Here is a 14,508-nt window from a genome sequence, read left to right on the forward strand (position 1 = left end):
CGGCTAGGCGCGATCCTCGGGAACGAGCGCTGGCTCCACCTCGATTTCGTAGCACGACGGGCAGATGCCGTGACTGAACTGCGTGTCGGTGTGGGTCTGGATGTAGCCCTCCACGCTGTGCCAGTAGTTCTCGTCGTCGCGCACCTTCTTGCAGTACGAACAGACCGGCAGGATCGCCTGCAGCGTGCGCACCTCGGCGAGCGCGGCCTGGAGCTCGACGACCAATCGATCCCGCTCTTCCTCGGCCGCCTTCCGCCGGGTGATGTCGCGCGCCACGGAGTAGATCGTCTGCTTGTCGACATCCGCGATCGCATTCCAGACCAGCCACTTGTACGAGCCGTCGGCGCAGCGATAGCGGTTCTCGAAATGCACCGCGTGGCCGCCGGCGCGCACCTCGCGATTCTGCGCCAGGGTGCGCTCGCGGTCGTCGGGATGCACGAACTCGATCATCGGCCGTGACTGCAGCTCGGCGATCGAATATCCGAGGGTGCGTTCCCAGGCCGGATTGAGGTGCTGGAAGAAGCCGTCGAAGCGGGCAAAGCAGAGCATGTCGATCGACAGCTCGAAGAAGCGGTGTTCGGCGAGCTGGTCGGGGGTGGTGGGAATGTGCACGGGCGTGGTCATGGTAGAAAGGTAGTCCCCGACCGCGGAATTCCGATGACTGGAAATTGGTGACCGGGAGTTGGACGGTGAGACCGCGGGGTGGCCGGGGCACTCTCCATCGAGCCGGGCGCGTCGGCGACCGTTGGCGAGCATCTATCCGCAGGTTACACTCCGGTCCATGGCCGCCCAACGCCCCTATCATCATGGCAACCTGCGCGACGCGGTGCTCGCGGCAGCGCGTACCATGGTCTCGACGGAAGGCACGACAGGCTTGAGTCTGCGCGCGCTGGCGCGCCAGGTCGGTGTGTCCCACCCCGCCATCTACTCGCACTTTGCCGATCGCCAGGCGTTGCTGGCGGAGTTGAGCACCGAGGCCTTGCTGGCGCTTGGTCGGTCACAGCGGCATGCGCTCGCGAAGTCGACGACGTCCCTCGACGGGGTCGTGCGCCTTGGCGCAGCCTACTTCCGCTTCGGGGTGGCCGATCCGGGGCGTCTCCGACTCGCCTTCGCACCCGAGTTTGCGCAATCGGCCGGCTTTCCGGCACTTCGCGCCGCGGCCGATTCGGCCGAGGCGCCGGTGCTCGAGGCGGTCACGCGCGCGGCCAACGACGGGCTGCTGCCCCATGATGAAATTCGCCAGCGAGCACTGGCGCAGTGGGCGCTGGTGCATGGCTTCACGATCCTCGCCATCGACGGTCGGCTGACCGAGGGCCGGCTGTCGGTATCCGGCGCGGGGTTCGCATCGCTCCAGCGCGCCCTCGCCGTCTCCGTGCGCTTGCTGTACGGGACCCAGCCGTCGTAAGAAGCGCAGCGGCTGCGGCTAGGTCCGGCGGAGGCGACGGCTCAGCTTCCAGCCACCGAAGGCGAGGGTTGCCAGCAACAGCACGCCCGCCGCAACGACGAGCTTGGCGAGCAAGGCCAGGGTCCAGGTGCCGTGCAGGGAGATGGACTGACTCGCGAAGCCGGTGGTATCCACTGCGCCTGAGGCGAAGAAGCCGCCCACCAGTCGTGCGTACGCGTCCCCCTGAAACTCCCACAGGTCATTGTGCCCGGCATTGCGGAAGATCACTTGATGCCCGCGCGAGAGCTGAGGCAACAGCTCCCGCCTGGCGTACACCGCAGGCGTCGACACGTCGAGCGTGCCACCGATCAACAGTGTCTCGACGTCCGAAGCGGGTGTCGTCGCCGCATGGTCCGCCGGACGCACGATCGGCCAGCCACCGGAGGCCGTGACCGCGGTCCAGAAGACGGAGGACATGGGTGCCCCCATGATCGACCCCGGCGGATCGAATGCCTCGGGGCGTCCCCGCACGCTGTCAAAGTCCACGCTGCCCTTGGCGAACATGTCACCGAAGACCAGGTCGAACTGGGTGAGCTGATAGCCGGCGACCAGTGAGAGGGCGGCCAACCCGCTGGCGTCGCCCTGATCGGCGTCCACGAATGCGTCGAGCACCAACGGCGCACTCTCCTGGCTGAAGAGCAACTGGAACGCCGCCAGCAGCACCACGCCGCGGTGGATCGGAAACGGGCCCCATCGCGTCGGCATGTCGTGCACCACGCGCGACACGGCGGCGGGAAGATCCGGCGTGTTGGCGCGACATGCGGGGTCCTGGGTGCAGAGCCGGCCGTACTCCAGCAGCACCGTGTCCAGTTGCGCCGCTTCCCAGATGAACCGACCCGGGGGGTTGACGCCGACCATCACGGAGCGCGCCACGTGCTCGCGGTGCCGGTGCGCGTAGATCTGCGCGAGACGGGTGCCATAGCTCTCGCTGTACAGGAGGAGTCGGTCGATGCCAAGCGCCTCCCGCGCGGCATCCATGTCATCCACCACTTCATGCATCGTGTAGCCGACCAGATCCACGCCGTCGCGGCGCAGCCGGCTCGCGCATCGGTCCGTGGCAGCGCGCCGGTCGGCGATCGCCCGCGCGCTCAGCAGGTCGCCGATCGAGGTGGCGAGCGACTGCTCGAACTCGGGGCATGCCAGTCGCTCGCTGCCGTCGACGCCTCGAAATCCCACCAGGACGAAGTCATGGGTGTCGCGGCTCCACTCGGGTGGGCGCGTCCGCTGATTGGTGCCGCCCGGACCGCCGTTGAGGAAGAAGATCGGCAGGCCGGGGGTCGCCCCGCGTGCGCGAATGCGGATCACCGGAATGGCGATCAGCCGCGAGCCCGCGACGTCGCGCCGTTCGGGCACCGTCAGTGTGCCGCATTCGGCCGGGATCGAGTCGCGGTGCATGCATGGCTGCATCGTGAGGCCGCCGGGCGTCGTACCGATGACTGTTGTGGCACGAGGCGGCTCGGTGCGGCAGCCGGCGAGGGCCAGGCCGACGATGGCGACGACCAGGGCACGACCGCGGGCCGTCGGACGTGGCGCGCGCCCCTCCGGGGCGGGTGGAGTGCGGGCAAGCGACATGGCTGGTCTCGGTGTCCGGTGACAAGGTGAGCCGCCACGGCGCAGGCGTTGCGCACGGGCGTGCCAATATGACCAGTGGTAAGATACCCCGGCGCCATGGTCAGGCAAGTCGGACGCCTCACTGCGCACCCCTCATCCCCGCCCCCGTGCCTCCACCGCGCTCGTCTCGACTCGGCCATCGGGATGCACGAGCGTCATCTCGCCGAAATTGTGCACCGCCACGCAGACATGATTCGGCAACACCCGCACCTGATCACCAACCCTGGGCCGCCATTCGGTCTGCGAGAGGTCGAGCACGCCATGCTCCTCCGAGAGCCGTACCACCGGGACTTCCGGTCGGTCCAGCACGCAGGCAAAGCCGTCTGCCTCGCCGCCGCGCATTGGCTCGCGGCCCAGCGCCTTCACGCCGGCATCGACGACTGCCTGCCCAGGGACCGCCGTGCTCACCACAGTGGCCAGAATGGTTGCTGCGCACTCATCCAACCCGCAGACGCCACCCACCGCGGAGGTGCGGTCGAAATAGACCGCCGTACCCGCCCGCAGCTCGGTCAGCCCCGCGATCTCGTGCGACCGCCAGAGCAGCGGCGTCGAGCCTGCCGAGATGGTGTGCACCACCAACCCCGACGCCTCGGCACCGGCCCGCAATGCAGCCACCATCACTGAGAGCCGCACCAACTCGGCATCCACCTCCGGTCCCGCACTCCGGAGCTGGCCCGGATAGAATCCAAAGCCGGCAAAGGTGAGGCCCGGAAGCGCAGCGACGGCGCGCGCCAATTCCACCGCCGGCTCAACGCCCACCACGCCGGTGCGCCGCATCCCGGCGTCTACTTCAACCAGCACGCGCGCGAGGCCCGCCACCGTGGCAAGTGCCTCGGACAACCCACCCGCTGCAAGCTGTCGCGCGGCCACCTGAGCCGACTTGTGGGTCTTCACATGCGGCCGCCACGTCAGGCCGTGGTCCGCCGCATACGCCGCCACGCGGGCACAGTTGCGATCCACCTGCGCGAGGTCGATCACCAGGGCGGGCGTGGCCAGGCTGGAAAGGTCTGTCACGGGGGAGGCAACTCCTTGCGATTGTTGGCACGGTCACGGTCGAGCAGGCGTCGTTCCGGGTCGAGTACCAGCTGGACCACGCCCGGCAATCTGGGCAGTGTAACGGTGCCCACGCCATCACGCGCCGCGACCGTGCCCCGCCACTGGACGCTTCCCGCCGCATCGAGCCCCGCCATGGTGATCAGCGCCGAGGCGCCGGCGGCCTCCATCGGGAGGGTCGCATCGCCCTGCCGTGTCGCGCCTACCGTCACCAGATACCCCTGGGGCGCCGGGGTGATCGCCTCGAGTGCCACGTCCCACACCGCGCGCCCGCCGAACCACTCCACGATGGCCGCGGAATCGGCCGGCGCGCGCGCATGCGCAAGCAGGGCGCTCCGCAGTACCGGCGCCGTGGCCACCCCACCCGAGCCGCGATGCTTCGCGATCACCGCCCGCAACGCGGCATCAACGCCCGAGTCCCCCAATGCCGCACGCAGCGCGTGCATCATGAGACTTCCCTTCCCGTAGTAGAGCCAGGGCTCGTCGGTCAGCCGCTCGAGCGCTGGCTCTTGGGCACCGGCATCGGCACGCCCGACGAGGTAACGATCCTCGTCATAGGCGAGGATGGCATCCACACCGGCCGCGCCGTGGACCGATCGCACCACCACCTGCTCGGCATCCTTCGCCAGCGATTCCACCAGCAGGAGGCTCCCTTCGGCCTGCGGTGGCTCGACGCTGTGCCCCCACCATTGATGCGCGACCTCATGCGCCACGCGCCGCAGCAGCAGGTCAACCCCACCTGGACGCTCGTCGAGCAGGAAGCCGCGATGCTCCGGAAAGAGCACCATGCCGCGGAGCGCAAAGGCCCCGAAGCCCGACCAGCGCGGCAACTCCACGATGCGGAGCAGCGAATCGGGCATCGGGCCGAGTCGCGCCGAGAGTGTGGCAATGGAGGTGAGCGCCGCGTGGGCGATCTGATCGACGTTGACGGCGTGCTCGGCCAGGTGCCAGACCTCGACCGTCGTGCCCTGCGCCTGGGCCACATGCTTGGCGTAGCGGGCGGAGATGACGGCAGTGATCGGGGTGACCGGTTGCGGCGTCGTGTAGCGGAACCAGCGCCGGCCTGCGCTGTCCCACGCGGCGGCAAGGTCGCCGACGGCCAGCGCGACCTGATCCGGGTCGGTGCCGATGGTCACATCCATCATGAGCCAGCTCGGATCGCTCGCGAGATCATGCGTCTGATCGGCCGTGGGCCACGGGGTCGGTGTGATGGTGAGCCCCACCTGTGCTCGCTCCCTCGGATCCACGATCTCCTGCTGGGGGCGGTACCCCACGGCCGGGACGAGCTGCGGATGCAGCAGCACGGTGCCATTCCGCGTGACATCGCGCGGCGGCACGGACGCGTAGACGCCGCCGCGATCGAGTGTATGTGCGAAGTCGAGCTGCAATGAGTCACCCGGGCGCATCGCGGTTTGCGGCACGACCAACGCCACCTGATGCACCGAGTCCACGCTGACGGTGTGATTGCCCGAGAGGGTAAAGGACGCGTCGCGAATATCGCGCGGGAGGTTGAGCAGGATGGTGTCGATGGGCGCCGTGCTCTGGTTCGCCAGGGTGAGCGTGCCTCGGGTTTCGGCGCGTGCTTTGCCCGGGGTGAGGACCACGCGGAGCGTCAGTGCGGTGGCAGCGGGTTGCGCGCGCCCATGAAAATGCCGATAGCGTCGTTCATAGCCGGCGCGCGAGGCGAGCACGGCCGCGCGATCCGCGAAGCGCGTGGTGCGTGCCAGGGCGTTCGCGAGTTGCACCCCGCTGACCGTGGCGCACAGCAGCGCGACCGCACCGAACGCGAATCCCGGTCGACCGAGCGCGGCGGTGGCGCCGCGGAGTCGACGACGGAAGCTCAGATCGTGGCCATGATGACGCAGGGCCCACGCGGCCACGAGGAGCAGCATCGCGATGCTTGTCCACCACGCGGCAAAGGCCAGAAAGGATCGCGGCGAGACGCCGAAGCCATCGAAGTCCGAGTAGCCCGCGAGCGGGAAGGCGGCGAAGCGGAGCATCGGGTGGCGCACCCCCGGCAACTCGCCCGAGCCAGCCAGGGCCAGGACGATCCCGGCCATCATTGCGACCCAGCGATTGGGAATGATCACCTGCAGCGTGAAGACGCCGACCCCGAAGAGCAGGAGTGGCAGGCCGGCATGCCACGCGGTGCCAAGCAGGACCAACGGGCGCCACTCGACGTGGCCGAACGCGACCTGAATCCCGAGGCCGACACCGAGGCCGGTCACGAGGAGCACCCCCGGGAGAACCAGGAGGGCGGTGAGCTGGCTGCCGAGGCGCGCGAGTGCGGGGGCGGGGGTCGCATCGGTGAGGGCGTGCATCCCGCTCACGCGATCGCGCCAGACGATGTCCCCGGCGAAGTAGAGCAGGACGATCATGCCGAGCATGCCGACCGGCTGGAGCAAGCGATCGACGACGACCGCGGTGGTCGGCAGGAGGTCGTGCGCCGTACTCGCCGGAGGTGACCTCGGAGACGATCTCGATCCCCGCGGCCATCATCCAGAAGAGCACCAGGACCACGAAGGCCCAACTGCGGAGCGCCGTGCGCAGTTCATGCCTGGTCAGCCGACGCCAGGTCGCCCAGGCCCCGAGGGCGCTGATCGCGTGCGTGGCGTGGCTCGGCAACGTCGGTGCGGTCTCGTGCCGTGCGAGCCGGATCACACGTCGAGCGGCCCGAGTGCGCGGCGCCATCTGCCGTGCCGCCACGATCAACATCCCGGCCGCAATGGTGAGCCAGAGCACGCGGTTCACCAGGAGTCGACCACTCAGGCTCATCAACCGGGTGTTGCGCTCCTCCGGGGTCCAGTAGCGGGTCTGTTCAAAGAACGCCGAGAGTCCGAACGGATCGAGCACTGCCGCGCGCGCCAAGGCCTCGGCGGAGGGCGGTGCAGTGCCCGCCAGCAGCGGCGAATCGACGAGCAGCGCGGTGACCCAGAAGAGCGCCCAGATTCCGATCCCCGCGACGGCGGTGACGGTGGAGCTGCCCGAGAGTGCGGCGGCCGTGAAGAGGATCGCGCCGATGAGGATCAGGTTCGGCAACACGATGATGAGCAGCGCCCAGAGTGCGCCACCGAATGCCATCGGACCGACGTGCCGGATCGACTGCCACGAACGATGGTGCGACCACCAGCACGGTCGCGGCGACGATCATGGTGGCGAATCCCGCGAGGATCACTGCAGTGCATCGGCCGGCAAACCAGGCACTGCGTGTCAGCGGGGTGGCGAAGAGGAGCTCTTGCATCTTGCTCTCGGAATCGCCAAGGGCAGCGTGTGCCACGAAGAAGGTGAGCACGAAGATCGCGACGAGCGTCAGCATACCGAGCGACTGCGCCTGGAAGGTAGGGCGCGGTGAGCTGGCACCGTGCGCGGGCCGAAGCCCGTCACAATCAGCGTCAGCGCGCTTCCGCCGAGCAGGAGCAGTGAGGCGGCGAAGGCCGGGTGTCGTACCAGTCGGCGGAGCTCGAAGCTGACGGTGGGGGCGATCAGCTCCATGGGGCGACCCCCCGATCGAGCGCCGCGAAGTAGGCATCGGCGAGTTCGGGCTCGGCGGCGGCGAAGGCCGGCGTCGGCGGTGCATCGGCGAGCACGCGCACATGGCGTCGGCCGGCCTGCCACTGCGAGGAGAGGACGGTGGATGTGCTCGCCAGCTCGCGCACTTCGCTGCGCGTGGCGGGTGCGCTCCAGACGCGCTCCGCCAGCTCGGCGACGAGTGCCCCGGGTGTGCCTTCGCGCACGATGCGCCCAGCATGCAGCACCGCGAGGCGTGGACAGGATTGGCGCACATCTTCGACGATGTGGGTGGAGAGGAGCACCACCACTTCCTCGCCGATCTCGCCGAGGAGGGCGTGGAAACGGTCGCGCTCCTCGGGGTCGAGGCCGGCGGTTGGTTCATCCACGACGACGAGTGCCGGCGAGCCAAGCAGCGCCTGCGCGATGCCGAAGCGTTGGCGCATGCCACCCGAGAACCCGCTCACGGCGCGGCGCCGATGCTCCCAGAGGTTGGTGCGCACCAGTTGCGTCTCGACTTCCTCCTTGCGTGCGGCAGCGTGCCCGATCCCCTTGAGCACGGCGAGGTGATCGAGCAGCGCCAGTGCCGAGACGCCGGGATGCACTCCGAAGTCCTGGGGCAGGTACCCGAGCCGACGCCGGTGACCGACCTGATCGGCGAAGATGTCGCGGCCATCGAAGCGGACGCTGCCGCGATCGGGGAGCTGCAGGGTCGCGAGGGTGCGCATCAGGGTCGACTTCCCGGCGCCATTCGGACCAAGGAGGCCGAAGAGTCCACGGGGGATCGAGATGGTGACGCCCTGCAGGGCGGCGACCCCGTTGGCGTAGGTGCGAGTCAGGTCATGGATTTCGAGCATGATCACGTCTCCGTTATTGTTTCAGATTGCACAATGTCACATTGTGCAACCGACGCCGCAATCGAATGAATCGCCATTGTGCATTAAGTTGGTGTTAATGCTCACCTCAGCCGACCTCGATTTCTTCGCCGCCGTCGCGACTTCCCCCTCGCTTGCCGCGGCGGCTCGCTCCCTCGGCGTCTCGCCGCCCGCCGTGACCCAGCGGCTTCAGGAACTTGAGCGGCGGGTCGGCGTGCGGCTGGTTCACCGGACCGGCCGAACCCTGGCGCTGACGGAGGAGGGCCTCCTCCTGGCCGATGGGGGTGGGTCGATCGTCGCCGCGCTCGGCAGCTTGACCGATCAGATCCAGGCGCGTCGTGGTGCGGTCACCGGGCGGCTCCGCCTTGTGGCCCCGCTCGGTTTCGGGCGGGTCCACATCGCCCCGCTGGTGGCAGCCTTTCAGGAGACGCACCCGCGCGGTGAAGGTCGAGCTGTATCTGTCCGATCGGCACGGGACCATCGCCGAGGGGAACTGGGACGTCGCCGTGCATATCGGCGAGCTGCGCGATTCATCACTGGTGGCCCAGCGAATCGCGCCCAACGACCGGATTTGCTGTGCCGCCCCGTCGCTGATCGCCCTGCGCGGGATGCCGACGTCGCCCGCGGAGCTGGCGAACTGGCCGTGCATCGCTATTCGTGAGAACGACGAGGACACCACCCTCTGGCGCTTTGTGGCAGCGGAGCGTCTGGAGACCGTGCGGGTCGAGCCGGTGCTGGCCACGAACGATGGTGAGGTCGCGCGCGACTGGGCGGTGGCCGGGCTCGGCGTCGTGGTCCGCTCGGAGTGGTCGATCGCGGACGACCTGGCGGCGGGTCGGTTGGTTCGGCTCCTCCCCGAGGCGCCGCCGCCGGGTGCCGACGTGATGGCGCTGGTGGCGAGCCGGGCCGGGCGATCGGCCCGCGTGACCGCCTTCATTGCGGCGCTGCGGCAGGCCTTCACCCGGGTGCCGTGGCGGGAGGGCGCACCAGCACCCCCCACTTGACAAACTCACTGTGTATACTGAGTATATCACTATGCACAGTGGCTTGGTACTCGCCAAGGCCGATCCCCGGCCGATCTACCTGCAGATCATCGAGCAGGTCCGCCAGCGCATCGCGCTCGGCGACTGGCCGGCCGGCTTCCCCCTGCCATCGATCCGCGAACTGTCCGCCGAGCTCCGTGTGTCGGTCATCACCGTGAAGCGGGCCTACTTGGAGCTCGGGCGCGACGGCGTGATCGTGACGCGCCAGGATCGGTCGGTCGTGGCCGAGTGCCCGGACCTGTCGGACCGCCTCTTCGAGGCACAGCTCCAGCCGCTGCTCGACGCGCTCGCCCACCTGGCCGTCCGCAACCACCTCCCCATCGAGGCGCTGCGCGCTCGTCTCGCTGAGGCGATTCGCCGCGCCGAGGATTGCCCATGACCGATCATGCCATCCGGCTTCGGGGGGTGTGCAAGCACTATCCCCCGTTTTCTCTCGGCGACGTCGCGCTCGATGTGCCGACGGGCAGTATCACGGGGTTCATCCGAAAGCAATGGCGCCGGGAAGTCGACGACCATCCGCATCATCATGGGGCTGGTCACCGCCGACTCCGGCGAGATCGAGGTGCTCGGCCACCGCATCCCGGAGGCGACCTCCCGGGCGAAGCAGGACATCGGCTATGTCTCCGAGGACATGCGCCTCTTCCCGCGCGCGACGCTGCAGTGGCACATGGACTTTGTGGCCCGGGTCTTCGGCGCGTTATGGGACGCTGCCTACGCCGCGACCCTCGTGCGCCGCTTCGATCTGCGTCCCGAGCAGCGCATCAAGGGGATGTCGCATGGCCAGCGGATCAAGGCCGGACTGCTGCTCGCGTTGGTACGCCGCCCCAAACTGCTGGTCCTCGATGAACCGACCACCGGGCTCGATCCGGTCGCGCGGCAGGAGTGATCGGCGCGTTGACCGACGTGGTCCGCGATGCCGGGCGCTCGGTGCTCTTCTCGAGCCAGAACACGCTGGATGCGGAAAGATCGCCGACCGCGTGAGCTTCCTCGATCGGGGGCGGATCATCGATGCCGACGACACCGCGACGTATCTCGATCGGTGGCGGCGGCTGCGCCTGGAGCTCGCAGTGCCGGGAGTGGTGCCCGTGTTGCCGCACATCGTCCGAACCACCGTGCATGGCCATGTCGCGACGCTCGTGACGGATCTACGACGAGGGATGCCCAAAGCCTGCGCCGCCGGGCGGTGCGTCGTGCCAGGTGAGCGCCTCACCCCCGAAGAAATCTTCGTGACCACGGTGATGGCACGACGAGGTCGGGGTATGGGACTACCACGATGATCGGCCATCTGCGCAAGGACTGGCATTTCCAGCGTGGCCCGAGGTGCCGTCCTTCGCCCTCGGCCTGGTCATCGGCATGCTGTTCTCGTCGAGCCAGGGCGTCTTCTATCGGGGCGCGGTGCTGCTGCCACGGTCGATCAGCATCGGGATCTTCCTGACGTTCCTGACCGTAGTGCAGGAGCGCACGCAGGGGATGCTGCCGTTCGCGATGTCGTTGCCGATCGGCGTGCGCGAGTACACGGCGGCGGCCAAACTCGCCGCCAACCTGCTCCTCTTCATGCCACCTTGGCTCGGCGCTCACTGGCGCGGGCACACCACGTGATCCTCCTACGTGAGGCGGTGCCCGACGGCTTGCTGCCATACACGCTGGCGCTGCTGCTGTACGTGCTGACCGGACATCCATCACGCTGGCCGCGGCGACTCCATCACCGGATCTGACACGTGGACCACCGCCGTCATGGCGACGATCAATCTTGGGTTGCAGGCCTACGTCTGCTGGTCGCCTGCGGCTGGCGGATGTGGCGGCCACCATCTCCGGCCCGACCGTCGCGTGGTGCCGAGTCTGCGCACGATCGCCGCCGTCGAACTTGGGGTCGTGGAACTGGTCCTCGTTGCCACCTGGCAGTGGCAATCGCGCCGCAAAGACCCTCCTCTGATGACCAATGGCCGCCGCGCGCTGGCACGGTCTCGATGCCGTGCGCGGATTCGCCCTCATTACGTGGGCGTGGTCTCACGCCTCGATGGCCTTCCTCCCCGGCCCGCAGCTCTGGCTGGTGGCGGACGCCACACGCAGCACGACGTTGTCGGTGGCCTTCTTCACGATCCACATGGCGCGGATGACGCTCTTCTTCGTGCTGGCCGGCTTCTTCGGCCGCGTGTGCGTGAGCGGCTCGGACCGCAGGCTTCCTGCGTCAGCGCGCGCCGCATCGGGGTGCCGCTGGTGCTGGCCTGGCCGCTCGTGCTCCGGTGTCATCGATGCCGTGCTCAAAGGTGTCGATGCGGAGTCCATCCGCCACTGGGGACTCACGGTCGCGACCTTTCCCTCGCCCACCTCTGGTTCCTGTAGTCCTGCTGCCCTGGTTGTACACGGGCGCGCTCCTCGTGCGGCAAGGTCGTGCTGCTTGACCGGGCGGCGCGCGTGCGCACCATGGCCGATGGCGCGATGCGCCTCCTGATCGGCCGTGGGCGCCCTGGTGCTGGCCATCCCGGTGTGGTGGCTCTACGACACGCCGTACTGGATGATGTGGTTCGGCATTCCGACACCGGACACCCGGTCTGCTGCCGAATCGCGCCGCGCTGCTGAGCTACGGGCTCGCCTTCGGCCTCGGCTGGGTGATGCATCGCCAGGCCGAGCTGTTGCTGCAGCGCATTGAGCGGTGGTGGGCACTCTCCCTGGTGATGGCCATCGCCGCCACGGCGGCGTGCCTGGCCGTTGGCGGGGTGACGCCGCGTCTGATGCCGGCGGCATTCGGGCGCCGAAGCTGCACTTCGCCGCGCTCTATGCCGTGGAAGTCTGGAGCTGGACATGCGGGTTGATCGGGCTCGGTTTGCGCTTCCGGGGCGTCGCCCACGCGCCCGCTACCTCGCCGATGCATCGTACTGGATCTACCTCGCCCACCTCCCGCTGCTGCTCGGCTGCAGCTCCTGATGCTGCGGACTGGCCGCTGCCTGGCCGGTGAAGTTCGCGTTGCTCCTCGGCGTGACCATGCTGCTCCTGCTCCTCCTATCACTGGCTGGGGCGTTCGACGCTATCGGCGCGCTCCTGAACGGTCGACGCTATCCGCGTGCCTGGCCGACGACCCCCACCACGAGAACTCCGCTGATGCGTGCACTTGCCCTTCTGGCCCTGTCGCCTGCCGCCCTGGGTGCGCGAGGGCCTATGTTCCACCCGCTGCCATGCCCCCCTCACGACGTTGCTTGCTCGCTACGCGACGGCGAGCGGTTCGCTGGAGAAGGTCCAGAACCGCCGAGTGGCGATGAAGGTGACCGGGATCCTGCCCGAGGCGATTCCGGTCGTGAGCGAGGCGATGCGTCCGAACCTGCTCCGCAAGGATGTGACCAAGGCGCGGTGCAGATCACCCGCGACCGATGGGATGAAGCCGTGGCGGGTCGATCCGTTTGCCGCGCGACGGCAAGGCGACGGACGATGCCGGCCGCGGAGCTGGCCGGACTTTCTCGAGGAAACCGACTTCGACGGACCGTTGATCGGTGTGGCGGCGACGAACGTCGTGCTGGAATACGCTTGGACCGGTGGTCCAGGTGCGTGGCACCGCCACCCCGGTGCATGCCGTGAACGTCGTTGGCCGAATGGCTGACGGCCACGGTGAACCTCGACGCGCGGAGCTATCTGGAATGTTGCAGGCAGCGACGCCCGGAGGGGCGCGACGCGTCGATGAGCATCTAACAAAGCGATTACCGCGTGGTGCAGGGGGTCCAAGTGCCGTACCTGATGGAGATCGCCCGGTGGAAGGGTCGCCCGCACCGGTGCGTCTGCAGATCTGACAAGGTGGAGTTCAACGTGACCATCGATCAGACGGCGTTCCGTCGGTCAGCCAGCGTTTTCATTGCACCGTGCCATCTTTCGCCGAGCATCACCATGCACGACGCTGAACACGTTCACCCGCTGGCCCATGCCGCCAGCCGAGGCCGCTGCTTTTTTCGTTGTCAATGCTCTGGGTCAGCGTCACCCTCTGTTACCTCTACGGCGATTACTTCGGGCTGTACGTGCCCGGGAAGATCCAGCAGCTTCGACGGCCGAATGGGCCCACTATGCGGTGACTCAGCAGGTACTTCTCGGTACCGACGATGATGGCGATCCCGTCGCTGATGGTCCCGTCCTGGCTGGTGCTGGTGCCGCGGGTGAGTCGGTGGCTGAACATCGTCGCGGGTGGTGTTCACCGCGATCATGCTGCTCACGATGCCAGATGCGTGGCGCTTCTATCAATTCCCCTCGGCGTCATCAAAGTGGCGCTCACCGTGAGCATCGTCTGGATGGTATTACGGACGTGGCTGAGCGTGCGGCGTGAGCGGCACGTCCACGCGCACTGCCTAGCTGATCTACCCTCGTAGAGACCGGGTTGTTCACTCGGCTTCGTCTTCGCGCGGCTCCTCGTCGACGTGACCCGGCATATGCACGGTGCAAAAACCTGGTGGCGAACGAATACCTCTGGCGGCTGGGGATCGTCTCCGGATACTCCTGCTACGTCGCCTTCCTGCTGCTGCCGCTGGAACTCTACCGCGTGCTGCATCAGGTGAATCCGCGTGCCGCGGTCGTGATGGTGGCACTGGCGGCAGTCAGCGCACCGATTGCATTCCTGAACCAGGTGCACCTGCTCGACGTGCTCACGCTGATCGGCAACGCCTCGCTCACGCCGGAAGCGATGGCGGCCGGAGTGTCGGCGCATCTCTCGACCTACCAGAATGGTCAGCTGATGGCGCAGATCTTCTGGGAGCTGTGGCCCTACTGTTCGGCTACCTGGTTCATCGTTCAGTTTCTCCCGAAGTGCTCGGCGTGCTGCTGATGGTGGGCGGCGTGGGCTACGTCACTTCCACTTCGTGGCGACGATGCTGCTGCCGGGTTATACGGAGATGGCGATTGTTCGCTGGATCCGGATGCCGGCAGGGTTGGGGGAGATGGGCATCGCCGTGTGGATGACGGTGCGGGGCGTGGGGCGGACGCAGGCGGGGTGAACGCGTGC

Annotated in this window: 14 protein-coding genes and 2 pseudogenes; 10 read left to right on the plus strand and 6 right to left on the minus strand. The window is 68.0% G+C overall.

The features are described from left to right. Positions 1 to 3 precede the first annotated feature (3 nt). A complete protein-coding gene (locus IPP98_09625) occupies positions 4 to 624 on the minus strand; it encodes a PAS domain S-box protein (GenBank protein ID MBL0179369.1) in 621 nt (206 codons plus the stop codon). A gap of 157 nt (positions 625 to 781) precedes the next feature. Here IPP98_09625 and IPP98_09630 point away from each other — a divergent pair, with 157 nt between their 5' ends. Beyond that, positions 782 to 1,405 (plus strand): TetR/AcrR family transcriptional regulator, encoded by a 624-nt coding sequence (locus IPP98_09630; protein ID MBL0179370.1) that lies wholly within the window; start codon positions 782 to 784, stop codon positions 1,403 to 1,405. Positions 1,406 to 1,423: 18 nt separating this feature from the next. Here IPP98_09630 and IPP98_09635 read toward each other — a convergent pair whose 3' ends face one another. The 3 genes from IPP98_09635 to IPP98_09645 all read right to left on the minus strand — a co-directional run bounded on the left by IPP98_09635 (position 1,424) and on the right by IPP98_09645 (position 6,513). Beyond that, complete coding sequence (locus tag IPP98_09635) at positions 1,424 to 3,016, minus strand: alpha/beta fold hydrolase (protein MBL0179371.1); 1,593 nt, start codon at positions 3,014 to 3,016, stop codon at positions 1,424 to 1,426. 132 nt (positions 3,017 to 3,148) lie between these two features. Next, a complete protein-coding gene (locus IPP98_09640; protein MBL0179372.1) occupies positions 3,149 to 4,069 on the minus strand; it encodes an alanine racemase in 921 nt (306 codons plus the stop codon). Next, the gene (locus IPP98_09645) at positions 4,066 to 6,513 is read right to left on the minus strand and encodes a hypothetical protein (protein MBL0179373.1); all 2,448 of its coding nucleotides are present in this window, start codon (positions 6,511 to 6,513) and stop codon (positions 4,066 to 4,068) included. The genes IPP98_09640 and IPP98_09645 overlap by 4 nt, the downstream gene beginning before the upstream one ends. A gap of 56 nt (positions 6,514 to 6,569) precedes the next feature. Between IPP98_09645 and IPP98_09650 the strand changes: the two genes are divergently transcribed. Then, a complete protein-coding gene (locus tag IPP98_09650) occupies positions 6,570 to 6,917 on the plus strand; it encodes a hypothetical protein (protein ID MBL0179374.1) in 348 nt (115 codons plus the stop codon). 673 nt (positions 6,918 to 7,590) lie between these two features. Here the strand turns inward: IPP98_09650 and IPP98_09655 are convergent. Continuing rightward, positions 7,591 to 8,472: an ABC transporter ATP-binding protein gene (locus tag IPP98_09655; GenBank protein MBL0179375.1), complete on the minus strand. Its 882-nt coding sequence runs from the start codon at positions 8,470 to 8,472 to the stop codon at positions 7,591 to 7,593. Positions 8,473 to 8,569: 97 nt separating this feature from the next. Between IPP98_09655 and IPP98_09660 the strand changes: the two are divergent. The 7 genes and pseudogenes from IPP98_09660 to IPP98_09690 all read left to right on the plus strand — a co-directional run bounded on the left by IPP98_09660 (position 8,570) and on the right by IPP98_09690 (position 13,125). Further along, positions 8,570 to 9,494: pseudogene (locus IPP98_09660) on the plus strand (LysR family transcriptional regulator). Between the two features lie 73 nt (positions 9,495 to 9,567). Continuing rightward, positions 9,568 to 9,912: a GntR family transcriptional regulator gene (locus tag IPP98_09665; protein ID MBL0179376.1), complete on the plus strand. Its 345-nt coding sequence runs from the start codon at positions 9,568 to 9,570 to the stop codon at positions 9,910 to 9,912. Then, a pseudogene (locus IPP98_09670) lies at positions 9,909 to 10,810 on the plus strand (ABC transporter ATP-binding protein). The gene IPP98_09665 and the pseudogene IPP98_09670 overlap by 4 nt, the downstream one beginning before the upstream one ends. Before the next feature lie 43 nt (positions 10,811 to 10,853). Then, a complete protein-coding gene (locus tag IPP98_09675; protein ID MBL0179377.1) occupies positions 10,854 to 11,132 on the plus strand; it encodes a hypothetical protein in 279 nt (92 codons plus the stop codon). Between the two features lie 340 nt (positions 11,133 to 11,472). After that, positions 11,473 to 11,985, plus strand: coding sequence for an acyltransferase family protein (locus IPP98_09680; GenBank protein MBL0179378.1), 513 nt, complete (start codon positions 11,473 to 11,475; stop codon positions 11,983 to 11,985). 160 nt (positions 11,986 to 12,145) lie between these two features. Continuing rightward, positions 12,146 to 12,346: a hypothetical protein gene (locus tag IPP98_09685; protein ID MBL0179379.1), complete on the plus strand. Its 201-nt coding sequence runs from the start codon at positions 12,146 to 12,148 to the stop codon at positions 12,344 to 12,346. A 377-nt stretch (positions 12,347 to 12,723) separates the two neighbouring features. Then, positions 12,724 to 13,125, plus strand: a complete 402-nt coding sequence (locus IPP98_09690) for a hypothetical protein (GenBank protein MBL0179380.1) — start codon at positions 12,724 to 12,726, stop codon at positions 13,123 to 13,125. Between the two features lie 393 nt (positions 13,126 to 13,518). Here the strand turns inward: IPP98_09690 and IPP98_09695 are convergent, their stop codons facing one another. Further along, positions 13,519 to 13,689, minus strand: coding sequence for a hypothetical protein (locus IPP98_09695; protein ID MBL0179381.1), 171 nt, complete (start codon positions 13,687 to 13,689; stop codon positions 13,519 to 13,521). A 198-nt stretch (positions 13,690 to 13,887) separates the two neighbouring features. On the opposite strand from IPP98_09695, the gene IPP98_09700 reads away from it, so the two are divergent. Continuing rightward, positions 13,888 to 14,331 carry a DUF4386 family protein gene (locus IPP98_09700; GenBank protein ID MBL0179382.1) on the plus strand — a complete coding sequence of 148 codons (444 nt, stop codon included), beginning with the start codon at positions 13,888 to 13,890 and terminating at the stop codon, positions 14,329 to 14,331. The last annotated feature ends 177 nt before the right edge of the window (positions 14,332 to 14,508 follow it).

This window comes from Gemmatimonadota bacterium (assembly GCA_016720805.1).
In the GTDB taxonomy this organism is placed as follows: Bacteria; Gemmatimonadota; Gemmatimonadetes; order Gemmatimonadales; family GWC2-71-9; genus Palsa-1233.